Source organism: Rhodococcus sp. ZPP, assembly GCF_017656075.1.
GTDB lineage: Bacteria > Actinomycetota > Actinomycetes > Mycobacteriales > Mycobacteriaceae > Rhodococcus_F > Rhodococcus_F oxybenzonivorans.
Map to the genome: position 1 here is coordinate 6,243,330 of NZ_CP058638.1, position 22,917 is coordinate 6,266,246.

Genomic DNA, 22,917 nt, shown 5'->3' on the forward strand with positions numbered 1-22,917 from the left:
TCAGCCACACCCCGCCGGTGCACGAACGGGACGTTCGTTCGGTTCAACCGAACGAACGTCCCGTTCGTGCATGTGTGCAGGGGTGCACGCGGGGCGGAGCGGAGCCGATCAGTCGAACCCGCCGCCGCCTGAGGGCAACGGCATCTTGATCACACGGTCGTCGTTGGGGCCGGGCTGACCGGCTGTCTTGTTCACCGTGCTGACCCAGATCAGCCCGTCCGGCCCGAGGGCGGCCCCACCGAGCTGGCCGTACCGGTCCTGGACGATGACGCCCGGGGCAGTGGTGACCGCTCCGGTGCTCGGGTCGGCGGCGAGCGCCGACATCGCCTTGGCCGTGCTCAGCGACACCGCGACGACATCCTGCGCGGCCACGCAGCCGCCCACTCCGGGGCGCTCCGGCCACGTCCACACCGGGGAGGACACGGCACCGTCTGCACTCACGCGCTGCAGGCGATCCTCGAGGGGGGTGCGGTCGGTGACCCAGACCGCCACACCGGGGTCGACGCACACCCCACCGGCGGTCCCGATGCCGGACAGGACGACCTGCGGGCGAGGCTGTGCGGGGGTCGGGGCGGGTGTCAGCGCGGTCACCTTCAACAGCTTGCCCGCGAGAGAGGCGGGATCGGACGCGGCGGCCGGGTTGCCGGCGTTTCCGGTGAGCACCATGAGGTCGTCGCCGGAGAATTCGAGTGAACCGGCATTGCCGACATTCCCCCGTGGTATCCCGCCGAGCACTTCCTTGGCCGTATCGCCCGGTGCCACGCGCACCACCCGGTTGTCGGTGGGAGTCGAGATGTAGGCGTAGATCAAGTTGTCCTCGACGAAGCTCGGTGACAGGGCGATATCGAGAAGTCCGCCGTCGGAACTGGCGTCGACGTCGATGTGCGCTATCTCTCTGGGCTGGCGGCCCTGCGCGACCTCGAGGATGCGTCCGGTGCGTCGTTCTGCGACCAGCGCGGTGGCTGCGTCGGGAAGGACGACGAGCCCGCCCGTGGTGTCGAGACAGGTGGCGATCACACTGGGGTCCGGATCCTGGCACGGTCCGAGCGGCCCGCTGGGCGGTGGGGGTGTGGTGGTGGACGGAGGCGGACTCTCGGGCTCTACCTCGGCACCCGACGCCTCGGAAGGTTCGGGGCTGAACGGTGAGGACGCCGAATCGTCGAACTTCGCACAGCCTGCTGCGAGCAACGCGGTGACACACAGCACGGACACCATCCATGTCGATCTGCCGGTCGTCCTGCGGCTCAGCCCACCCACCATCATGAGTGAAACGTTACGGAAGGGTGCGGCGTCACCGCCACGCCGCACCTGCTTCCCCGCGATGTTCCCTGCGCCGACCTACCCTGGACGGTGTGACTGACATGCGGAAAGATCCCAGCGAGTCGCCGGACCCCGGTGCCTCGGACCACGGCGCCTCACCGGACTACGGTAAGGTCTCCAGCCCGTACGACTCTCCGACGGAGCGTTTTCCGACGGCCACGCCGGCGGCGGGTTCCGGGGGACGCACGCTTCCGCACACCGACGACGAACTGGATTTCGGCGACGCGCGGGGCGCGGGTCTGCCGACCGAGCAGATCCCCGCCTACCGGGACTCGGGGTCGTTCGGATCGGATCAGCCGACGGAGGTTCTCGGCGGCACTTCCGCCGCAGCGGCCGCATCGCCGGGTACGACCGCGGTCGGGACGGCGGGCGACGGTGACGTGAAAATCGGTCGCGGAACCCTGGACCTCGGGTTGCTCGCACTGCGCCTGGCAGTGGGCGGCACGGCTCTGGTGCACGGACTGCAGAAGTTGACGGGGATATGGAACGGCCCGGGTCTCGACGGGTTCGAGGAGATGCTGGCGAACTCCGGATTCCAGCAGGCGAAGCTCCTTGCGATCCTGGGCGCTGTCGGTGAGGTCGCCGGTGGGGCGTTGCTGATCCTCGGACTGGTGACGCCACTGGCCGCTGCTTCGGTTCTCGCGGTCATGATCAACGCGTGGGCGTTCCGCCAGACGGCGGAACCGGGCCTCGAGTACTTCGCGCCTGCGGGAACCGAGTACGAGACCCTGCTCGGTGTGTGCGCCGGAGTCATCATTCTCACCGGGCCCGGTCGTATCTCTCTCGACGGTCGCCGGGGTTGGGCGACCCGTCCGTTCATCGGTTCGTTCGTCGCGCTGATCCTGGGTGTCGCTGCCGGCGTCTGCACCTGGATCTTTCTCAACGGGGCCAACCCGCTCATCTGACTTCGCAGGCGACTCCGCCGCACCTCCTCATGGAGGTGCGGCGGAGTCGTGTCTCTCAGGTCAGTTCTGTGCGAATCAGTTCTGGGCGAACTCGGGGAGCTTCTCCTCTTCCGGCGGCTCCGCCTCGGCGGCGAGACGCCGGCCCAGGACGGACTTGCGCCGGCCGTAGGCGAAGTAGATCAGCACACCGAGTGCCATCCACCCGACGAACCGGATCCACGTCTCCACCGAGAGATTGAGCATCAGCCATCCGCAGGCGGCGACGGCGAGGATCGGAACCAGCGGAACCAGCGGGACGCGGAAACCACGCGGCAGGTCGGGCCGCGTGCGGCGAAGAATGATCACACCGATGCATACCAGCACGAACGCGAACAGCGTGCCGATGTTCACCATCTCTTCCAGCGTGCCCATGGGGAAGAACGCGGCGAGGAAAGCCACGACCGCCCCGACGATCAGGGTGATCCGAACGGGCGTCCCCTTGGTGCCCGTCTTGGCAAGCCCGCGTGGCATCAATCCGTCCCGAGACATCGCGAAGAGCACTCGGGTCTGTCCGAGCATCATGACCATGACCACTGTGGTCAGGCCGGCGAGGCCGCCGAAGTTGATGGCCGTCTGCGCCCAGGTGATGCCGTGTGCCTCGAAAGCGGTGGCGAGAGTGGCACTGCTGTCACCGACCAGCGGACTCCCGGTCTTCAGATCGGTGTACTTGACCATGCCGGTGAGGACGAGGGTAACGGCGACGTAGAGGACGGTGACGATGGCAAGGGAGCCCAGGATGCCGCGGGGCAGAGCCTTCTGCGGGTTCTTGGTTTCCTCGGCAGTGGTGGCGACGACATCGAACCCGATGAAGGCGAAGAACACGAGGCTGGCCGCGGCGAGCAGGCCGTACCAGCCGTAACTGCTGCCGTCGGCGCCGGTGAGGAAGGAGAACAGGGTCTGGTGCACGCCCTGCGCAGTACTCGACGCACCCTCGGCGGGCGGAATGTAGGGCGCGTAGTTCTCCTTCTTGATGTAGAAGACGCCCACCGCGATGACGAGAAGAACGACGGCGATCTTGATGGCCGTGATGATCGCAGAGACGCGGGAGGAGACCTTGGTGCCGATGGCGAGCACGGCGGTGATGGCGCCGACGATGATCAGCGCACCCCAGTCGAAGTCGATCGGCCCGAGATGCGCTGTGGTGGCGCCGCTGAAGCCGAGCGCGTTGCCCAGATACAGCGACCAGCCTTTGCCCACCACGGCCGACGCGAGCGCAAATTCGAGGATGAGGTCCCAGCCGATGATCCAGGCGACGAATTCGCCGAAGGTGGCGTACGAGAAGGTGTATGCGCTTCCGGCCACCGGAACGGTGGACGCGAACTCGGCGTAACACAGCGCGGCGAGCCCGCACGCGATGGCGGCGAGTACGAAAGCGAGCGAGATGGACGGCCCGGCGACGTTGCCTGCGGTGCGGGCCGTGAGCGTGAAGATGCCGGCACCGATCACGACAGCCACGCCGAAGACGGTGAGATCCTTGGCGGTCAATTCCCTCCGCAGCCGAGTGTCAGGCTCGTCGGTGTCCGCGATCGATTGCTCGACGGATTTCGTTCGCCATATGCCGACTCCTGGCATGTGTCGCTCCTAGGTTGTGTTCCCGGTGGCCTCGTGGGCCGGAGGATGGTGGCTGTGCGCCGATGTGATGTAGGTCTCATCGGCCAACTGAGGGAACCACTACTGAGCGCCGTGTGCAAGGAGCGGGCCGGTAACTGATCAGAATGGTCAGTGGAGGTCGTGCGAGCGGCTCAGGCTCTGAGCGAGTTGACTACCTCGTGATTGCGGTCACGTCACGGCGGATCGGCTCTCGCCGAGGCAGAAAGAAACCGGGCACCGCGGCGAAGGAAGCTCCGCAGCGGTGCCCGGCATCGTGCACCCGAATAGATCGTCGGTCAGGGGACCTGGCGCACCGCTCCCTTGTCGGCGGAGGTCGCCAACGCCGCGTAGGCGCGCAGTGCGGTAGTGACCGTGCGTTCGCGGTTCACCGGCTGCCACGGACGTTCGGACGACTCCATCTTCGCCCGGCGCTCGGCGAGCACCTCGTCGTCGACGAGGAGCTTCAGCGTGCGGGTCGCGATGTCGATGAGGATCTGATCGCCGTCCTCCACGAGGCCGATGGCGCCGCCGCTGGCGGCCTCGGGGGAGATGTGGCCGATGGACAGTCCGGAGGAACCACCGGAGAACCGGCCGTCGGTGATCAGCGCGCACTTCTTCCCGAGGCCGGAACCCTTGAGGAATGCCGTGGGGTGCAGCATCTCCTGCATGCCCGGCCCGCCGGCGGGACCCTCGTAGCGCACGACGAGGACCTCACCGGGCTGAATCTTCTTACCGAGGATCACCGACACCGCCTCTTCCTGCGACTCCACGACGCGCGCGGGCCCCTGGAAGTGGAACAGGTCTTCGTCGATTCCCGCCGTCTTGATGACCGCGCCGTCGACGGCGATGTTGCCGCGGAGCACGGCCAGACCGCCCTCGACCGTGTGCTTGTGCTCGAAGTCGCGGATGCAGCCGTTCGCGGCGTCCGTGTCGAGTGACGACCAGCGGTTGTTCGTCGAGAACGGCTCGGTGGTGCGGACACCACCGGGTGCGGCATGGAAGAGCTCGACGGCCTCGTCGGAAGCCTTGCCCGACCGGATGTCCCACGTGTCGAGCCACTCGTCGAAGCTCTTGGTGTGCACGGTCGAGACGTCGCTTTCGAGCAGCCCGGCCCGGCGGAGTTCTCCGAGAATCGCGGGAATTCCACCCGCTCGGTGCACGTCTTCCATGTGGTAGTCCGAGTTGGGTGAAACCTTGGACAGGCACGGCACCTTGCGGCTGATCTCGTCGATCTTGTCGAGATCGAAGTCGTACACCTCGCCCTCCTGGGCGGCGGCGAGGGTGTGCAGCACCGTGTTGGTGGAACCACCCATCGCGACATCGAGGGCCATCGCATTGCGGAACGCGGCGGGCGTCGCGATGTTGCGCGGCAGGACCGACTCGTCGTCCTCCTTGTAATAGCGCAGGGCTGCTTCGACGACGGTGGTGCCCGCGCGGGTGAAGAGCGCGCGCCGGGCCTCGTGGGTGGCCAGTGTGGAACCGTTGCCGGGCAACGCGAGTCCGAGTGCCTCGGTGAGGCAGTTCATCGAGTTGGCGGTGAACATGCCCGAACAGGACCCACAGGTCGGGCAGGCACTGCGCTCGACCTCGGCGAGCCCTTCGTCGTCGACCTCGTCGCTCGCGCTCGCCGAGATGGCGGTGATGAGGTCGGTCGGAGCCTGGGCCACACCGTTCACGACCACCGCCTTGCCGGCTTCCATGGGCCCACCCGAGACGAAGACCGTGGGAACGTTCAGCCGCAGTGCGGCATTGAGCATGCCCGGAGTGATCTTGTCGCAGTTCGAGATGCACACGAGTGCGTCGGCGGTGTGGGCGTTGACCATGTACTCGACGGAGTCGGCGATGATTTCCCTGCTGGGGAGGGAGTAGAGCATGCCGCCGTGTCCCATGGCGATTCCGTCGTCGACGGCGATCGTGTGGAACTCGCGAGGTACCCCACCGGCAGCGCGCACGGCGTCGGCGACGATGTCACCCACGTTCTTGAGATGGACGTGCCCGGGGACGAACTGGGTGTAGGAGTTCGCAATCGCGACGATCGGCTTACCGAAGTCGGAGTCGGTCATTCCGGTGGCACGCCACAGCGCGCGGGCGCCGGCGGCATTTCGTCCTGCGGTGGTGGTTCGGGACCTCAGCGGGGGCATGAGCGTATTCCTTAGTCAGCGTACGGAAGTACTGATCAACGCTACTCGCGCGTTATCCGCCGTCAGTGCGCGGCTGGTTCTTGTCCGGGTCTTCACCGTCGGAGGTCGGGTCTGGCGCCTGCTCCGCGTCCGCCGCGGCCGCCGCGTAGGGGTCCGGGATCCGTCCACCGCTCGCCGCGGCGAGCTGGGGAAGACGATCGAAGGTGACGACAGGGAGAGCCACCTCGCCGCCGTCGGTCAACGTGGCGCGCGCCCAGCCGCGTTTCGGGAAGCGGAATCCGGTGATCTCCGACCACGAGAGGGCCCGCCCGCCGACCAGTCTTCGCACGTGAAGTCCCTCGGGTGTGACGGTGGTCCGAACCCGGGCGACCCACGCCGCGGCGAGGATCGGGGCCACGACGAGCCACCCGAAGGCGGCCGGCCAACCGAAGATGGGGAACGAGACGGCGAAGAGCAGAAAGGCGCATCCGATATAGGCGAGTGGCGAAATTCGGATGACCTGCTTGGGGATGTCAGTCGTGTGGGATGATGACTCTGGTGGCACGGGCTGCTGCGGAGTTGACACCTCTACATCTTCGCACCGCAGCCGACGTATCTCACATTCTGGGACGGCCGACTCACCAAGTTGACTGTTCACCATTAGCGCGCCTACCGTCGAGCGCGTGAAACAGAATGAGTTGCTCGTAATCGGCCGGCGCGTCGTCGCCTGAGTCGATTTCTTCAACTCGCCAGAAACGACGCGCCACCCTCGTACAGCATTCGCTGACGGGGGTTTTTTGTTGCCCGGAGCCAGAATCAGAGGATTTCCCAGTGAGCGCACCAACCGCACGGCCTCAACCCACGCCGCGCAAGTCGGGGGCTGCCAGCCCTACGACCGCGGCCGCCGCGACGCAGACCGGTAGCCGCCGCCAACTCGCCCCAGAGCGGGTCAGCGGCGCCCAGTCCGTGGTCCGAGCCCTCGAGGAGCTCGAGGTCGACACTGTATTCGGTATTCCGGGTGGTGCGGTTCTGCCTGTCTACGACCCTCTCTTCGACTCGAAGAAGGTCCGGCACGTCCTCGTTCGTCATGAGCAGGGTGCAGGCCATGCCGCCACCGGGTACGCCCAGGCGACCGGCAAGGTCGGTGTCTGCATGGCGACGTCCGGCCCGGGTGCCACCAACCTGGTCACGCCACTGGCGGACGCTCAGATGGACTCTGTTCCGGTCGTGGCGATCACCGGCCAGGTGGGCCGCAGCCTGATCGGAACCGACGCCTTTCAGGAAGCCGACATCTCCGGCATCACGATGCCGATCACCAAGCACAACTTCCTCATCACCGACGGCGTCGACATCCCGCGGATCATCGCGGAAGCCTTCTATCTCGCGTCGAGTGGGCGCCCCGGTGCGGTACTCGTCGACATCCCGAAGGACGTCCTGCAGGCGCAGACGACGTTCTCGTGGCCGCCGGAGATGCGGTTGCCCGGCTACCGTCCCGTCACCAAGCCGCACGGCAAGCAGGTCCGTGAGGCAGCGCGCCTGATCGCCGACTCCAAGCAGCCGGTGCTGTATGTCGGTGGCGGTGTGATCAAGTCGGAGTCCTCACCCGAACTGCTCGAGCTCGCCGAGCTGACCGGTATCCCGGTGGTCACCACCCTCATGGCGCGCGGTGCGTTCCCGGACAGTCACACCCTGAACTGCGGCATGCCCGGCATGCACGGCACAGTCGCGGCCGTGGCCGCCTTGCAGCGCAGTGATCTGCTGATCACCCTGGGCGCGCGGTTCGACGACCGCGTCACCGGTCAGCTCGACTCGTTCGCGCCCGACGCCAAGGTCATCCACGCCGACATCGACCCGGCCGAGATCGGGAAGAACCGGTACGCGGACGTTCCGATCGTGGGCGACTGCAAAGAGGTCATCGTCGAGCTGATCGAGGCCATCAAGGCGGACCGGGCGACCGGGACGACTCTCGACCTCACCGAGTGGTGGGCGTATCTCGACGGGATCCGACGGACGTACCCGCTCAGCTACGACCGCCCCTCGGACGGCGCGTTGTCTCCCGAGTTCGTCATCCAGGCGGTCGGCAAGCTCGCCGGTCCCGACGCGATCTACTGCGCCGGAGTCGGACAGCACCAGATGTGGGCTGCGCAGTTCGTCAACTACGAGAAGCCCCGTACGTGGCTGAACTCCGGCGGGCTCGGCACGATGGGCTACGCCGTGCCTGCCGCCATGGGCGCGAAGATGGGCAAGCCGGACACCGAGGTGTGGGCCATCGACGGCGACGGCTGCTTCCAGATGACCAATCAGGAACTTGCGACGTGCGCGCTCGAGGGCATCCCGATCAAGGTTGCGCTCATCAACAACGGCAACCTCGGCATGGTTCGCCAGTGGCAGACGCTCTTCTATGACGAGCGCTACTCCAACACCAACCTCGGTACGCACGGTGCGATCCGCATCCCCGACTTCGTCAAGCTCGCAGAAGCGTTGGGGTGTCACGGAATCCGGGTCGAGCGCGAGGAGGACGTCGAGGCGGCGATCCGTGAGGCGCAGTCCATCAACGACCGGCCGGTGGTGATCGACTTCATCGTCGGCGCCGACGCCCAGGTGTGGCCCATGGTCGCAGCGGGCACCAGCAACGACGAGATCATGGCGGCTCGGGGCATCCGCCCGCTGTTCGACGACGACGAGGCCGCGGCGGAGCCCGCAGTCATTCACGAGGCCATGGAACGCGAACAGCGTTCGGGCGCGGCCACAGCGGCCGGGAAGGAAGATCAGTGAGCACCAGCCACACCCTCAGTGTTCTCGTCGAGGACAAGCCGGGCGTGCTGGCCAGGGTGGCCGCGCTGTTCTCCCGTCGTGGATTCAACATCGAGTCGCTCGCCGTCGGCGGCACCGAGATCCCCGAGATCTCGCGTATGACCATCGTCGTGACCGTCGACGAGTTCCCGCTCGAGCAGGTGACGAAGCAGCTCAACAAGCTGATCAACGTCATCAAGATCGTCGAGCAGGACGGTGACGCCTCCGTCGCCCGCGAGTTGCTGCTCATCAAGGTGCGTGCCGACGCCAGCGTGCGCACTCAGGTGATCGAGACAGTGAATCTGTTCCGCGCCAAGGTGATCGACGTCTCCCCGGAGTCGGTCACGATCGAGGCGACAGGAACGCGATCCAAGCTGGATGCATTGTTGCGGATGCTCGATCCGTACGGCATCCGGGAGATCGTGCAGTCCGGGGTCGTGGCCGTGGGACGGGGGCCGAAGTCCATCACGGCCACTCGCTAGTACTTTAGATACGCAAATTCCAAGAAAGAGGTTGAACTGTGGCAGTCGAGATGTTCTACGACGACGATGCCGATCTGTCGATCATCCAGGGCCGTAAGGTCGCTGTGATCGGATACGGAAGCCAGGGCCACGCGCACTCGCTGAGCCTGCGCGATTCGGGCGTCGATGTCCGCATCGGTCTGAAGGAAGGCTCGAAGTCGCGCGCCAAGGCCGAGGAGCAGGGCCTGACGGTCGGCACGCCGGCCGAGGTGTCCGAGTGGGCCGACGTGATCATGGTGCTCGCACCCGACACCGCTCAGGCGTCGATCTTCACGAACGACATCGAGCCCAACCTGAAGGACGGCGACGCGCTGTTCTTCGGACACGGCCTCAACATTCACTTCGACCTGATCAAGGCCCCGGAGTTCGTCACGGTCGGCATGGTCGCCCCGAAGGGACCCGGCCACCTGGTTCGCCGTCAGTTCGTCGACGGCAAGGGTGTTCCCGCGCTCATCGCGATCGACCAGGACCCCAAGGGTGAGGGCCAGGCGCTCGCGCTGTCCTACGCCAAGGCCATCGGCGGCACCCGGGCCGGCGTCATCAAGACCACGTTCAAGGAAGAGACCGAGACTGACCTCTTCGGCGAGCAGGCAGTGCTCTGCGGCGGCACCGAGGAACTGGTCAAGACCGGTTTCGAGGTCATGGTCGAGGCCGGCTACGCGCCCGAGATGGCGTACTTCGAGGTGCTGCACGAGCTCAAGCTCATCGTCGACCTCATGTACGAGGGCGGCATCGCCCGCATGAACTACTCGGTGTCCGACACCGCGGAGTTCGGCGGCTACCTCTCCGGCCCGCGCGTCATCGACGCCGGCACCAAGGAGCGCATGAAGGCGATCCTCGCCGACATCCAGTCCGGTGAGTTCACCCGCCGCCTCGTCGCGAATGTCGAGAACGGCAACACCGAGCTCGAGGGCCTGCGCAAGGCCAACGCCGAGCACCCGATCGAGGTCACCGGCAAGAAGCTGCGCGACCTGATGAGCTGGGTCGACCGGCCGATCACCGAAACCGCTTAGGTTTCATCGCTTTACCGTTGCGCGCACGACGCCGGCCCAATGTCACCTCGGTCTCGACAGAGCACCCGGGTGTGGCGTTGGGCCGGCGTCGTATCGGACCGTTTCCGGTGTCGCGGGCGTCCACTATGTGGTATTGCCTACCGGGATGCGGATTCCCGGTGAGGGCGGACTAAGCTGTGTGTGGTTAAAACACCTCCACACCCACCTAATCAGGGAGTTTGCACGTGAGCCAGCCAGGCCGTCCTGTTGTTCTGATCGCCGACAAGCTCGCGCCGTCCACCGTCGAGGCATTGGGCGACGGTGTGGAGGTGCGTTGGGTCGATGGACCTGATCGCCCGGCCCTGCTCGCGGCGGTGCCCGAGGCCGATGCGATCCTCGTCCGCTCCGCCACCACCGTCGACGCCGAGGTGCTCGCCGCCGGTACCAAGCTGAAGATCGTCGCCCGCGCCGGTGTCGGGCTCGACAACGTCGACGTCCCGGCCGCCACCGAGCGCGGTGTCATGGTGGTCAACGCGCCGACGTCCAATATTCACACTGCAGCCGAGCACGCTGTCGCGCTGATGCTCGCCGCGGCCCGCCAGATCCCCGCAGCCGATTCCACCCTGCGTGACCGTGAGTGGAAGCGCAGCAAGTTCAACGGTGTCGAAATCTTCGGCAAGACCGTCGGCGTCGTCGGGCTCGGCCGGATCGGTCAGCTCTTCGCTCAGCGTCTTGCGGCGTTCGAGACGCACGTCGTCGCCTACGACCCCTACGTGTCCGCGGCCCGTGCCGCCCAGTTGGGCATCGAGCTGGTTTCGCTCGACGAGTTGCTGCAGCGCGCCGATCTGATCTCGGTCCACCTTCCCAAGACTCCGGAGACCAAGGGCCTGATCGGTACGGAAAACCTGGCCAAGACCAAGAAGGGTGTCGTCATCGTCAACGCCGCCCGCGGTGGCCTGATCGACGAGGCGGCGCTGGCCGAGGCCATCAAGTCGGGTCACGTGCGTGCTGCGGGCCTCGACGTGTTCGAGACCGAGCCCTGCACGGACAGCCCGTTGTTCGACCTTCCCGAGGTCGTCGTGACGCCGCACCTCGGCGCCTCCACGAGTGAGGCTCAGGACCGCGCCGGCACCGATGTCGCGAAGTCCGTATTGCTGGCTCTTGCAGGCGATTTCGTTCCCGACGCCGTCAACGTGTCCGGTGGCGCCGTGGGTGAGGAAGTCGCCCCGTGGCTCGAAATCGTTCGCAAGCAGGGTGTGCTCCTCGGGGCGCTGTCGGGCGAGGTCCCCGTCAATCTGTCCGTCGATGTGCGCGGCGAGCTCGCCTCCGAGGACGTCGAGGTGCTGGCACTGTCGGCTCTGCGTGGCGTGTTCTCGGCGGTGATCGAGGACGCCGTGACGTTCGTCAACGCGCCTGCCCTCGCGGAAGAGCGTGGCGTGACGGCCGAGGTCACCAAGGCCGCCGAGAGCCCCAACCACCGGAGTGTCGTCGACCTTCGCGGCGTCTTCGGTGACGGCAGCGTCATCAGCGTGTCGGGTACCCTGACCGGTCCTCAGCAGGTCGAGAAGATCGTCAACATCAACGGACGCAACTTCGAACTGCGCGCCGAAGGCCTGAACCTGGTGATCAACTACACCGACCAGCCGGGTGCGCTCGGTAAGATCGGCACCCAGCTGGGCAACGCCGGCATCGATATCCAGGCCGCACAGCTCAGCCAGGACGCCGAGGGTGAGGGTGCCACCATTCTCCTGAGGGTCGACCGCGAGGTTCCTGCCGACGTGCGTGACGCGATCTCCACCGCAGTGGGCGCCACCAAGATCGAACTCGTCGACCTGGCCTGAAATCCTTTCGTGCGCGTGTTCCGGTACCTCGTGCCGGAACACGCGCACAGTTCTCTGATGAAGTGAGGCGTTCATGAAGCTTGCGGTCATTCCCGGTGACGGAATCGGTGTCGAGGTCACTGCCGAGGCGCTGAAGGTGCTGCGGAAGCTCGTACCCGACCTGGAAACCACCGAGTACGACCTCGGCGCCCGTCGATACAACGCCACCGGTGAACTTCTGCCGGACGCTGATCTGGCGGCGATCCGCACCCACGACGCGATCCTGCTGGGTGCCATCGGCGACCCGTCCGTGACACCGGGCATCCTCGAGCGAGGACTCCTGCTCACCATGCGGTTCGCGCTCGACCACCACGTGAATCTCCGTCCCTCCCAGCTCTATCCGGGAACGAAGTCGCCGCTCGCGGCACAACCGGACATCGACTTCGTGGTGGTGCGCGAGGGGACCGAGGGTCCGTACACGGGTAACGGTGGCGCAATCCGAGTCGGTACTCCCCACGAGATTGCCACCGAGGTGTCGGTCAATACGTGGTTCGGCGCGGAGCGGGTGGTGCGCTACGCCTTCGCGCTCGCGCAGACTCGACGCAAACACGTCACCCTGATCCACAAGACGAACGTGCTCTCCAACGCCGGTGCAATCTGGACCCGTGCGGTCGAGACCGTCTCGGCCGAGTACCCGGACGTCGAGACGGCGTACTGCCACATCGACGCGGCCACCATTTACATGGTGACCGATCCGTCGCGCTTCGATGTCATCGTCACCGACAACCTGTTCGGTGACATCATCACCGATCTCGCGGGTGCGGTGACCGGTGGTATCGGTCTGGCGGCGTCGGGCAACATCGATGCGTCCGGCACCAATCCCTCGATGTTCGAACCGGTTCACGGTAGTGCCCCGGACATCGCCGGCCGTGGCATCGCCGACCCCACCGCGGCCATCTTGTCTGCGGCCCTGCTGCTGCGCCATCTCGGGCGTGACGAGGATGCCGTCCGTATCGAGACCGCTGTCGAAGCGGATCTGGCTTCGCGGGGTGACGCTGCGGTCGTGACCGCAGAGGTGGGCGACCGGATTGCCGCAGCGCTCTAGAAACGCGGTGGTCTCTAGTCTTCTCCGGTCCCCCTGGCAGGGTCTGCGGACCCGGCCAGGGGGATCATCGGTATGGAAATCACCGGAAAGGCTGCCGCGATAGCGAAGGTCAGTGGGAAGCCGAGTATTCCGATCAGCGCCCCGAAGGTGGGCGGGACCAGTGACGCAGCGACGAATTGTCCCGTGTTCTGGACTCCGAGTGCGCGTCCGCCCCAGAACGGACCGGCGATCTCGGCGACGGCCGTGAATGCGAGGCCGTTGGGAGCCACGGTGGCAACGGAAGCGGCGACGAGCGCCGGTATCGCCAGTAGGGACGGGGCCGAATCCGACAGGGCCAGCGCCGCCATCGACAGTCCACCGGCGGCGGCCACCCAGCGAAGTGGCCTCAATCGGCTACCGACGGCGTCCGACCAGACGCCGACTGCCATCCGTCCGAGTGCGCCGAGAACCTGAGCGACGGTCACCAGTAGGCCTGCAGCGGTTGCCTCCCAATGCCTTTCGGAGATGAGCCAGACGAGGGCGTAGGTCCATACCGTGTATTGCGGGACGACGAGTAGCACCGATACGGCGTGGATTCGCCACAGAGTACTGCTGTTCCGGTACGGATTCGCCAGCATCTCGAGACCCGCGGCCGACGTGCGACTCGGTCGTGGTGGGTCGACGACTCCGATTGCGCAGGCGAGTGCTGCGGCCGCGCACAGGGCGGTCGGCAAGGCCAGGGCCCAGCCGATGCCGTGTTCGTGTGCGAGGGAGGGCATGGTGAGCGCAGCACACGCGATCCCGAGGGGGAGGGACATCTGCCTGATTCCCATGGCCAGACCCCGCCGTTCGGGTGGGAACCAGCCGACCACGACTCGTCCACTCGCCGCGTTCGCGGAGGCTGCGGCCATACCGCCGAGGACGAGGGACACTCCCGTGGCGGAGAGTGATCCGGACGAGGCGGCTCCGAGTCCGGCGGCCGCGGTCACCGCCATTCCGATGGCGAGCACGGTGCGTTCGCCGTACCGGTCGGCCAGCGCGCCCCACGCAATCAACGTCAGCATCACGCCGACGGTGGGCGCGGCGACGAGAAGTCCGGTGCGGGCCAAACTCAGGCCGTGGCTCGCCTGCAGTTCCGGGATGAGGAAGGCCACGCCGTTGACGAAGACCGCCTGTGCCGCCTGCGCAAACATCCCGAGTGCCAGCATCCACCACTTGCGCGCCGATCCGACGGCGGTGGTCTCGACGTTCGTTGCAGTCATGTCAATCTCAGTATCTAGGATTAAGGTCCCATATATTGGCGAACGGTCGGAGTCTATACCCTCCCGGGTGGGAATGCCGGAGGCCGCCCGATGCCGGGCGATAGACTCTCGGGCATGCGTCTTGGTCGAGTGGCAAGTCCCGATGGTGTTGCGTTCGTGAGTATCGAGGGGGAGGACGGCTCCCTGACGGCCCGGGAAATCGCCGAGCACCCTTTCGGCACTCCTACTTTCACCGGTCGTAGCTGGCCACTGGACGACGTTCGCCTGCTCGCCCCGATACTCGCCAGCAAAGTGATCTGTGTCGGCAAGAACTACGCCGCCCACGCCGCGGAAATGGGTGGGGAAGCGCCTGCGGATCCGGTGATCTTCCTCAAGCCCAATACGTCGATCGTGGGCCCGGACGCGGCGATCGTGCTGCCGAAATCCTCGAACGAGGTTCATTACGAGGGGGAGTTGGCCGTGGTGATCGGCCGGCCGTGCAAGGACGTCCCGGCGGCCAAGGCCCTCGATGTCGTTCTCGGCTACACGGCCGCCAACGACGTGTCGGCGCGTGATCATCAGCGCCAGGACGTTCAGTGGACTCGAGCGAAGAGCCACGACACCTTCTGCCCCCTCGGGCCCTGGATCGAAACGCAGCTCGATGCGTCGGATGTCGACATCACGACCGAGGTGGACGGAGAGGTGAAGCAGAGCAGCAACACTTCGCTTCTGCTCCATGACATTCCGAAGATCATCGAATGGGTGTCCGCGGTCATGACTCTCCTGCCGGGCGACGTCATCCTCACGGGCACGCCGGAAGGCGTCGGGCCGATCGTCGAGGGTCAGAGTGTCAGTGTGACCATCGGTGGTATCGGGACACTCACCAACCCCGTGACCGCAAAGCGCTGACGGCTCTCGTGTCGACCTGGGGGGCGGACTAGCCTGTAGAGGTCCGTTTTCCCAGCGTCGACCCAAGTGAGCCATGACCACAAGCGAAGTTCGCGTCCGTTTCTGCCCGTCGCCCACCGGAACCCCGCACGTGGGGCTCGTCCGTACCGCCCTGTTCAACTGGGCCTTCGCCCGCCACAACGGCGGGTCGTTCGTGTTCCGTATCGAGGACACCGATGCTGCTCGTGACAGTGAGGAGTCGTACCAGGCGATCCTGGATGCGCTGCGCTGGCTCGGCTTGGATTGGGACGAGGGCCCGGAGATCGGTGGGCCCTACGAGCCCTACCGGCAGTCCCAGCGACGCGAACTCCACCTGGACGTGGTCGGGAAGCTTCTGGCGGCGGGTGAAGCCTACGAGTCGTTCTCCACGCCGGAAGAGGTCGAGGAGCGGCACAAAGCCGCCGGCCGCGATCCCAAGCTGGGATATGACAACTTCGACCGAGATCTCACCCCGGAGCAGCGCCAGGCCTATCTGGACGAGGGGCGCAAGCCCGTCGTCCGGTTGCGTATGCCCGATCACGACCTCGGCTGGGTCGACCTCGTCCGTGGTGACACCACGTTCAAGGCCGGTACGGTGCCCGACTTCGCGCTCACCCGTGGAAACGGCATTCCTCTGTATACCCTGGTCAATCCGGTCGACGACGCCCTGATGAAGATCACCCACGTGTTGCGCGGCGAGGATCTCCTCTCGTCGACGCCCCGGCAGCTGGCCCTCTACGAGGCTATGCAGCGCATCGGTGTGGCGGATTTCACGCCGCAATTCGGCCACCTCCCGTTCGTCATGGGTCAGGGCAACAAGAAGCTGTCCAAGCGGGATCCCGAGTCGAATCTGTTCATTCACCGCGACCGCGGCTTCGTGCCCGAGGGTCTGCTGAACTACCTCGCCCTCCTCGGCTGGGGCATTTCCGACGATCACGACGTGTTCTCGCTCGACGAGATGGTCGCAGCCTTCGACATCACGAAGGTCAACTCCAATCCCGCGCGGTTCGACCAGAAGAAGGCCGACGCCATCAACGCCGAGCACATCCGGCTCCTCGAGCCCGCCGATTTCGCGGCGCGGTTGCGCGCCTTCCTCACCGTGCACGGACATCTGGGGGAGACGGTCGACGAGGCGGTGTTCGCGACGGCAGCAGAACTCGTCCAAACGCGGATCGTGGTGCTGTCCGACGCCTGGGGACTGCTGAAATTCTTGTTCGTGGACGGGGACGATTTCACCATCGATCCCGCCGCCGCAGCCAAAACCCTGGGTGCCGACGCTGCGCCCGTCCTCGACGCCGCCCTGGCCTCGTTGGAAGCTCTCGCGGTGTGGAATGCAGCGTCGCTGGAGGAGGCCCTGAAGGCGTCGCTCGTCGACGGACTGGGTCTCAAGCCGCGGAAGGCGTTCGCCCCTGTCCGAGTCGGCATCACCGGCTCGCACATCAGCCCGCCCCTCTACGAGTCGATGGAACTGCTCGGGCGCGACGTGTCACTGTCCCGGTTGCGTTCAGCTCGCGCGAGTATTGCCGACTGAGAGTGGCCGACGGCCGAAGGATGAGAAAAACCGCCTTTGACCAGGCGATTTGGTAAATCCCGCCACTAGGCTGGTAATCTCTTCTTCGGCCCGAGCGGCCCGCGGAGCCCTCCGGCTCAGCGGTCCGAACAGGCCATTGGGGTATGGTGTAATTGGCAACACAGCGGTTTCTGGTACCGCCATTCTAGGTTCGAGTCCTGGTACCCCAGCGGAAGTTCGGCCGATTTTGTTACCGAACTTCAGCAAGTTATGCTTGCTGAGCTTCCAGAGCAACACCTGGTTAGTGCAATACCAAGTTCTTGGCCCCGTCGTCTAGCGGCCTAGGACGCCGCCCTCTCAAGGCGGTAGCGCGGGTTCGAATCCCGTCGGGGCTACACAAGAAACACCCTCCACTTCGGTGGAGGGTGTTTCTCTTTTCTGTCAGTGTGCTCGCTTATCCACTCTTGCGGCGGAATTCGCGTTTGTGATCGGCCGGGCCGTGCACGTGATGCACTTTGGAATTGCCGTCCTTGTGCTGAGTGGACATTCCGGCCTGATGATTCTTCCGTTCGAGTGCCTCACGGAATTTCTTTCGCATTTCTTCGTTACTCGCTTCGGCCACGGCGAACTCCCTCGGTAGATGGTTCACTGTGTGAAGTTACGCCGGTGGAATGGAGAATGCCCCTCATTTTTCCCGGGGGCGCGGCAGTGGCAGAAGAATCAGCCGTCGCGCGTCACTGTCGGCGAGCGGGCTGCGTCAGGTAGGCGGCGGTGGTCCCGGCGACGGGCATGGCCGGGAGACCGAGCTTTGCGTGGTCCCAGCTCCGGACACGGTCGGGAACCACACGAACAGCGATCCGCTTGTGCATCATCTGGTCGACCGCGGGCCGGAGTTCGTCGGAATAGGGGCCCGTGTACCGCTCCCAGACGCTGACGCCGACGGCAAACAGCGCGTCCGGATCGTCGACGACCTCGGCCCGTCCGTCGATCGACACACCCCGCAGGGTGTCGTAGGTGTCACCGTCCTCGATGAGGATCGTGACACGGTCGTCTCGCCGCAGATTGACTGCCTTCTGCGACTTCGCCTTGGTCTCGAACCAGATCTCGCCGTCGATCACGGCGTACCACATGGCCACGAGGTGCGGTCGGCCGTCCGCACCCACCGTTGCGAGAGTCGCGACCCTACTGTGGTCGACGAATTCGGTGATCTCCGAATCCGTCATCGTGATCTGTGCTCGCTGATTGCTGCCCATCATGTCTCTCCTGTCGCGGTACGGATGAGGCCGAGCATATTCACAGTCGCTTGTGCAACGCTTCCGCAGCGGCGAGGAGATCAGCCGCCCATCGGGCTCCGGGCCGTCTACCCATCCTGTCGATGGGCCCCGACACCGAAATGGCGGCGATGACAGAACCGTTCCCGTCGCGAACGGGCGCGGCGACGCTGGCGACGCCCGGTTCCCGTTCGGCGGCGCTCTGCGCCCAGCCTCGCCGACGGACTTCCAGGAGGACGCGTTCGCCGAACGCGGCGTCGGGAAGAACGGCGCGCTGAGTCTGGGGATCCGCCCACGCGAGTAGCACCTTGGCGCCCGAGCCCGCGCTCATCGGAAGCCGGGCACCGACGAGGACGGTGTCGCGCAGGCCGGTCGGCGGTTCCATGGCCGCCACACAGATGCGCTGGGTGCCTTCCCGGCGGTACAACTGCACGCTCTCCCCGGTGATCTCGCGCAGCCGCGGAAGCACGAGCGCTGCTGCCGACACGAGCGGATCATTGGCTGTGGCAGCGAGTTCGGCAAGGCCTGGGCCGGGGCACCAGAGTCCGTCCGTGTCCCGGGTGAGGAGGCGGTGCACTTCGAGACCTACGGCCAGCCGGTGTGCGGTGGCACGGGGTAGTCCGGTGCGCGAGCACAGTTCGGTGAGGCTGCAGGGCTTCTCGGCCACGGCATGTAGCACGCCTACCGCTTTGTCCAGCACTCCGATGCCGCTATGCTGTCTCATAGGTCGATACCAGTTTCTCGCATGGTGGGATCATAGCGCACAGACGGCTTCCGTCGAGTGCGTGCCCGGGATGAGACTGACGACATCAAGCGCACCGCGGACCGGCCCGAAGCCCGCTGTGCGAAGTGACACACAGAGGTGGAGAAGATGGCGGAGAAAGCACGCACCATGGCAGAGAAGGTGTGGGACGACCATGTCGTCGTTCGGGGTGAGGGGAACAATCCCGATCTCATCTACATCGACCTGCATCTCGTTCACGAAGTGACGAGCCCGCAGGCGTTCGACGGATTGCGGCTCGCCGGCAGGCCCCTGCGCCGGCCGGATCTCACGATCGCCACCGAGGACCACAACGTTCCCACCGTGGACATCGACAAGCCGATCGCAGACCCCATCTCCCGGACTCAGGTCGACACGCTCCGGCGGAACTGCGAGGAGTTCGGTGTCCGTCTTCATCCGATGGGAAACATCGATCAGGGCATCGTGCACGTGGTCGGCCCTCAGCTGGGTCTGACACAGCCGGGCATGACGGTGGTGTGCGGTGACAGCCACACCTCCACGCACGGCGCCTTCGGCGCACTCGCGATGGGAATCGGCACGAGCGAGGTCGAGCACGTCATGGCGACCCAGACGCTGTCGCTGCGGCCCTTCAAGACGATGGCCGTCACCGTCGACGGCGAATTGCCCGACGGTGTCACGAGTAAAGACCTCATTCTCGCCGTCATCGCGCAGATCGGAACCGGCGGCGGTCAGGGCTACGTTCTGGAATATCGCGGCGAGGCGATTCGGAAGCTGTCGATGGAAGCGCGGATGACCATCTGCAACATGTCGATCGAGGCGGGTGCCCGCGCCGGGATGATCGCACCCGACGAGACCACCTACGAATTCATCAAGGGTCGTCCGCATGCTCCCCAGGGCGCCGACTGGGACGCCGCAGTGGCGGCGTGGGAACAGCTGAAGACTGACGAGGGCGCCGTTTTCGACAACGAAGTCCACATCGACGCGAGCACTTTGACGCCGTTCGTGACGTGGGGCACCAACCCCGGGCAGGGTCTGCCGCTCGGTGAGGCCGTTCCCGATCCGGCAAACATCGCCGACGAGAGCGAACGGCAGGCGGCCGAGAAAGCGTTGACCTACATGGGACTCGAAGCCGGGACCCCGTTGCGTGAGGTTGCGATCGACACCGTCTTCGTCGGCTCGTGCACCAACGGCCGGATCGAGGATCTTCGTGCCGTTGCCGAGGTTCTGCGTGGCCGCCACGTCGCGGAAGGCGTCCGGATGCTCGTTGTGCCCGGCTCGATGCGGGTTCGCGCGCAGGCGGAAAAGGAAGGACTCGGCGAGATCTTCACCGCTGCGGGTGCCGAGTGGCGTCAGGCCGGGTGCTCGATGTGCCTCGGAATGAACCCGGATCAGCTGGCGCCGGGGGAACGTTCGGCCTCCACGTCCAACCGAAACTTCGAGGGACGTCAAGGCAAGGGAGGTCGGACGCATCTCGTCTCGCCGCTCGTGGCCGCCGCGACCGCGGTCCGGGGAACGTTGTCCGCTCCGGCAGATCTGGCCTAGGACTCAAGGAATTTAGGAGATTTTTCGATGGAATCCTTTAGCACACACAAAGGTATCGGCGTTCCGCTGCGGCGATCCAACGTGGACACGGACCAGATCATTCCGGCCGTCTATCTGAAGCGAGTGACGCGCACAGGTTTCGAGGACGGCCTCTTCGCCGCGTGGCGGGGCGACCCTTCCTTCGTTCTCAACGTCGCACCGTACGACAAGGGCAGCGTTCTGGTCGCTGGTCCCGACTTCGGCACGGGGTCGTCCCGGGAGCACGCGGTGTGGGCGCTATCCGACTACGGCTTTCGGGTCGTGATCGCGTCGCGGTTCGCCGACATCTTCCGTGGGAACGCCGGCAAGGCCGGCCTGCTGGCCGCTCAGGTGGCCCAGTCTGACGTGGAACTGCTCTGGAAGTTGCTCGACGAGCAGCCGGGTCTCGAATTGACTGTCGATCTCGAAAACAAGACGGTCACGGCCGGAACCACTGTGGTGCCCTTTGAGATTGATGACTACACCCGTTGGCGCCTGATTGAGGGTCTGGACGACATCGGATTGACATTACGGCAGGTAGAGGCCATTTCTGAGTTCGAAAAGTCAAGGCCTTCTTGGAAACCAACGACGCTTCCGGAGCCTGTTTCGACCGACTGACAGAGCAAATCCGAGTCTCTCCGCCAGATAACAATTCCCTGAGAATGGTGCCGCGTTGTATGAGAATTGGCGTGGCACATAGACTCCTGCGGTATTCGGGTTTACCGTAGTTCGTAGTCGGTCCAATGGTGGGCCATTAGTTCGCGGAGGATTTTCAATGAATAAGGCAGAGCTCATCGATGTTCTGACCGAGAAGCTGGGTTCGGACAGGCGCACGGCAACTGAAGCTGTCGAGCATGTTGTGGACACCATTGTTCGGGCAGTGCACCGCGGCGACAGTGTGACCATCACCGGATTCGGCGTTTTCGAGCAGCGCCGCCGTGCGGCCCGTGTCGCACGTAACCCCCGCACGGGTGAGACCGTGAAGGTCAAGCCCACGTCGGTGCCGGCATTCCGCCCGGGCGCCCAGTTCAAGGCGGTTATCGCTGGCGGCCAGAAGCTTCCGGCCACGGGTCCCGCGGTCAAGCGCGGTGCATCGGCAACCGCCACGAAGGCTGCGGCCAAGAAGGCAGCGGCGAAGAAGTCGGCCGCCGCCAAGAAGACGGCCGCGAAGAAGGCGCCGGCGAAGGCGACGGCCACCAAGACCGCCGCGAAGAAGGCGCCGGCGAAGGCGACGGCCACCAAGACCGCCGCCAAGAAGGCTCCGGCCAAGACGACGGCCACCAAGACCGCCGCCAAGAAGGCTCCGGCCAAGACGACGGCCACCAAGACCGCCGCCAAGAAGGCGCCCGCGAAGACGACGGCGAAGAAGACCGCCGCCAAGAAGGCTCCGGCGAAGACGACGGCGAAGAAGACCGCCGCCAAGAAGGCTCCGGCCAAGCGCAGCAAGTAGAGCTCGCGCACGCAGCGCTCCGCGTGACAGCAGGCGCCGACCACGATCTCGTGGTCGGCGCCTGTGTGTGCTGCCCGGTCGAAGCTTCGGGCAGCTCAGTCTTGACGAGACAGTGGGAGGGGGCTGTCGATGTGGTCGGCTGCGATCAGCTTGCCGCCTGAGAGCGAGAGCACCCACGTGCTCGCTTTCCGGTTGCGCGCCGGCGGTAGTGAGACACCATCAGTCTTCGCCCACCACTCGAGCAGATCGGGAATGACCCCGCCCTGACTGCAGATCACCTGCACTCCACCGCGTGCGGCGATTTTGCGCACCAGGGTCCGTGCGGCGGCGGGATCGGCCTTGTAGCTCTCCTCGGACAGCAGCGGCTCGACCCGGATCGTGGTGTCCAGCGAGAGCGCCAGCGGTTCCATGGTCTGTGTGCACCGCGTGCGATCCGCAGAAGAAATCTCGGTGGCTCCGAAAGCCCGGAGCTGCGTGACGAGTGCGTCTGCCTGCAATTCGCCGGTCGGATCAAGCGGTCGGGTGTTGTCGTCACCCTTGTACCGTTTCCGACTCCCTGCCTTCGCATGGCGTACCAGCAACACTGTTGCGGTGTCGGGAGGTAAGGCACTGAATCGGCGCAGAATTTTGCGATCCATCGGATACGACAATTGATCGGCGACCTGGGGGACGGGAAGCCAGCGCAATTCGTCTACTTCGTCATTGGCCTCGAAAACGCCTTCCCGCGCCTCGGCTGCCCAGTATTCGACGCGCTTCAATCGCCGGTGTCCGGGGATGGGGTAGGTCAATGCCCCGAGGTGGCGACCGAGACGTCCTCGGAGGCCCGTTTCTTCCTCTACCTCGCGCACCGCGGCAACGACCGCGGTCTCCCCGGGATCGAGCTTGCCCTTCGGGAAAGACCAATCCTCGTATTTCGGCCGGTGAACGAGCGCGACCTCCGTCTCGTCGGGATTGTCGGGAGATTTTCGCCACAACACCGCACCGGCGGCGAAGATGTTGGCTCTGACGGGCTTGTCACCTGAGATGCTCAAC

20 protein-coding genes and 2 tRNA genes are annotated in these 22,917 nt (G+C 65.5%); 13 read left to right on the top strand and 9 right to left on the bottom strand.

The window, feature by feature from the left end:
* Positions 1-108 precede the first annotated feature (108 nt).
* Entirely contained in the window at positions 109-1,263 is a 1,155-nt protein-coding gene (locus HYG77_RS28755; protein ID WP_109331047.1) for a PQQ-dependent sugar dehydrogenase, read from the bottom strand.
* A gap of 98 nt (positions 1,264-1,361) precedes the next feature.
* Between HYG77_RS28755 and HYG77_RS28760 the strand changes: the two genes are divergently transcribed.
* On the top strand, positions 1,362-2,225 hold the full coding sequence (locus HYG77_RS28760) for a DoxX family protein (protein WP_109331046.1): 864 nt from the start codon (positions 1,362-1,364) through the stop codon (positions 2,223-2,225).
* Positions 2,226-2,300: 75 nt separating this feature from the next.
* Here HYG77_RS28760 and HYG77_RS28765 read toward each other — a convergent pair whose 3' ends face one another.
* The 3 genes from HYG77_RS28765 to HYG77_RS28775 all read right to left on the bottom strand — a co-directional run bounded on the left by HYG77_RS28765 (position 2,301) and on the right by HYG77_RS28775 (position 6,539).
* A complete protein-coding gene (locus HYG77_RS28765) occupies positions 2,301-3,836 on the bottom strand; it encodes an amino acid permease (protein WP_109331044.1) in 1,536 nt (511 codons plus the stop codon).
* A 314-nt stretch (positions 3,837-4,150) separates the two neighbouring features.
* Positions 4,151-5,995: a dihydroxy-acid dehydratase gene (ilvD, locus tag HYG77_RS28770; RefSeq protein ID WP_208961318.1), complete on the bottom strand. Its 1,845-nt coding sequence runs from the start codon at positions 5,993-5,995 to the stop codon at positions 4,151-4,153.
* A 52-nt stretch (positions 5,996-6,047) separates the two neighbouring features.
* Positions 6,048-6,539 (bottom strand): PH domain-containing protein, encoded by a 492-nt coding sequence (locus HYG77_RS28775; protein ID WP_208963553.1) that lies wholly within the window; start codon positions 6,537-6,539, stop codon positions 6,048-6,050.
* 266 nt (positions 6,540-6,805) lie between these two features.
* Between HYG77_RS28775 and HYG77_RS28780 the strand changes: the two genes are divergently transcribed.
* From HYG77_RS28780 to HYG77_RS28800, 5 genes are all read left to right on the top strand, one after another.
* Entirely contained in the window at positions 6,806-8,749 is a 1,944-nt protein-coding gene (locus HYG77_RS28780) for an acetolactate synthase large subunit (protein WP_109331038.1), read from the top strand.
* Complete coding sequence (gene ilvN / locus HYG77_RS28785; protein ID WP_109331036.1) at positions 8,746-9,249, top strand: acetolactate synthase small subunit; 504 nt, start codon at positions 8,746-8,748, stop codon at positions 9,247-9,249. The genes HYG77_RS28780 and ilvN overlap by 4 nt, the downstream gene beginning before the upstream one ends.
* A 50-nt stretch (positions 9,250-9,299) precedes the next feature.
* A complete protein-coding gene (ilvC, locus tag HYG77_RS28790; RefSeq protein WP_172652251.1) occupies positions 9,300-10,301 on the top strand; it encodes a ketol-acid reductoisomerase in 1,002 nt (333 codons plus the stop codon).
* A 224-nt stretch (positions 10,302-10,525) separates the two neighbouring features.
* Positions 10,526-12,121, top strand: coding sequence for a phosphoglycerate dehydrogenase (gene serA / locus HYG77_RS28795; protein ID WP_109331034.1), 1,596 nt, complete (start codon positions 10,526-10,528; stop codon positions 12,119-12,121).
* Positions 12,122-12,194: 73 nt separating this feature from the next.
* Positions 12,195-13,205, top strand: a complete 1,011-nt coding sequence (locus tag HYG77_RS28800) for a 3-isopropylmalate dehydrogenase (RefSeq protein ID WP_109331032.1) — start codon at positions 12,195-12,197, stop codon at positions 13,203-13,205.
* A gap of 14 nt (positions 13,206-13,219) precedes the next feature.
* Here the strand turns inward: HYG77_RS28800 and HYG77_RS28805 are convergent, their stop codons facing one another.
* A complete protein-coding gene (locus tag HYG77_RS28805; RefSeq protein ID WP_208961319.1) occupies positions 13,220-14,446 on the bottom strand; it encodes an MFS transporter in 1,227 nt (408 codons plus the stop codon).
* Positions 14,447-14,560: 114 nt separating this feature from the next.
* Here HYG77_RS28805 and HYG77_RS28810 point away from each other — a divergent pair, with 114 nt between their 5' ends.
* The 4 genes from HYG77_RS28810 to HYG77_RS28825 all read left to right on the top strand — a co-directional run bounded on the left by HYG77_RS28810 (position 14,561) and on the right by HYG77_RS28825 (position 17,257).
* The gene (locus tag HYG77_RS28810) at positions 14,561-15,334 is read left to right on the top strand and encodes a fumarylacetoacetate hydrolase family protein (RefSeq protein ID WP_109331029.1); all 774 of its coding nucleotides are present in this window, start codon (positions 14,561-14,563) and stop codon (positions 15,332-15,334) included.
* Between the two features lie 73 nt (positions 15,335-15,407).
* A complete protein-coding gene (gene gltX, locus HYG77_RS28815) occupies positions 15,408-16,883 on the top strand; it encodes a glutamate--tRNA ligase (protein WP_208961320.1) in 1,476 nt (491 codons plus the stop codon).
* Positions 16,884-17,020: 137 nt separating this feature from the next.
* Positions 17,021-17,092 (top strand) — tRNA-Gln (locus HYG77_RS28820).
* Between the two features lie 92 nt (positions 17,093-17,184).
* Positions 17,185-17,257, top strand: a tRNA-Glu gene (locus HYG77_RS28825).
* 59 nt (positions 17,258-17,316) lie between these two features.
* On the opposite strand, the gene HYG77_RS28830 is transcribed toward HYG77_RS28825, so the two are convergent.
* The 3 genes from HYG77_RS28830 to HYG77_RS28840 form a co-directional block, all read right to left on the bottom strand.
* On the bottom strand, positions 17,317-17,460 hold the full coding sequence (locus HYG77_RS28830) for a DUF5302 domain-containing protein (RefSeq protein WP_201453660.1): 144 nt from the start codon (positions 17,458-17,460) through the stop codon (positions 17,317-17,319).
* Positions 17,461-17,596: 136 nt separating this feature from the next.
* Positions 17,597-18,115 (bottom strand): PPOX class F420-dependent oxidoreductase, encoded by a 519-nt coding sequence (locus tag HYG77_RS28835; RefSeq protein ID WP_109335188.1) that lies wholly within the window; start codon positions 18,113-18,115, stop codon positions 17,597-17,599.
* Between the two features lie 40 nt (positions 18,116-18,155).
* Positions 18,156-18,857 (bottom strand): IclR family transcriptional regulator, encoded by a 702-nt coding sequence (locus tag HYG77_RS28840; protein WP_109331025.1) that lies wholly within the window; start codon positions 18,855-18,857, stop codon positions 18,156-18,158.
* A 138-nt stretch (positions 18,858-18,995) separates the two neighbouring features.
* Between HYG77_RS28840 and leuC the strand changes: the two genes are divergently transcribed.
* From leuC to HYG77_RS28855, 3 genes are all read left to right on the top strand, one after another.
* Positions 18,996-20,417: a 3-isopropylmalate dehydratase large subunit gene (gene leuC / locus HYG77_RS28845; RefSeq protein ID WP_208961321.1), complete on the top strand. Its 1,422-nt coding sequence runs from the start codon at positions 18,996-18,998 to the stop codon at positions 20,415-20,417.
* A 27-nt stretch (positions 20,418-20,444) separates the two neighbouring features.
* The gene (gene leuD / locus HYG77_RS28850; RefSeq protein WP_109331021.1) at positions 20,445-21,053 is read left to right on the top strand and encodes a 3-isopropylmalate dehydratase small subunit; all 609 of its coding nucleotides are present in this window, start codon (positions 20,445-20,447) and stop codon (positions 21,051-21,053) included.
* 157 nt (positions 21,054-21,210) lie between these two features.
* Positions 21,211-21,885: an HU family DNA-binding protein gene (locus HYG77_RS28855; RefSeq protein ID WP_208961322.1), complete on the top strand. Its 675-nt coding sequence runs from the start codon at positions 21,211-21,213 to the stop codon at positions 21,883-21,885.
* A 95-nt stretch (positions 21,886-21,980) separates the two neighbouring features.
* On the opposite strand, the gene HYG77_RS28860 is transcribed toward HYG77_RS28855, so the two are convergent.
* Positions 21,981-22,916, bottom strand: a complete 936-nt coding sequence (locus HYG77_RS28860) for an NUDIX hydrolase (protein WP_109335187.1) — start codon at positions 22,914-22,916, stop codon at positions 21,981-21,983.
* Position 22,917: the final 1 nt, after the last annotated feature.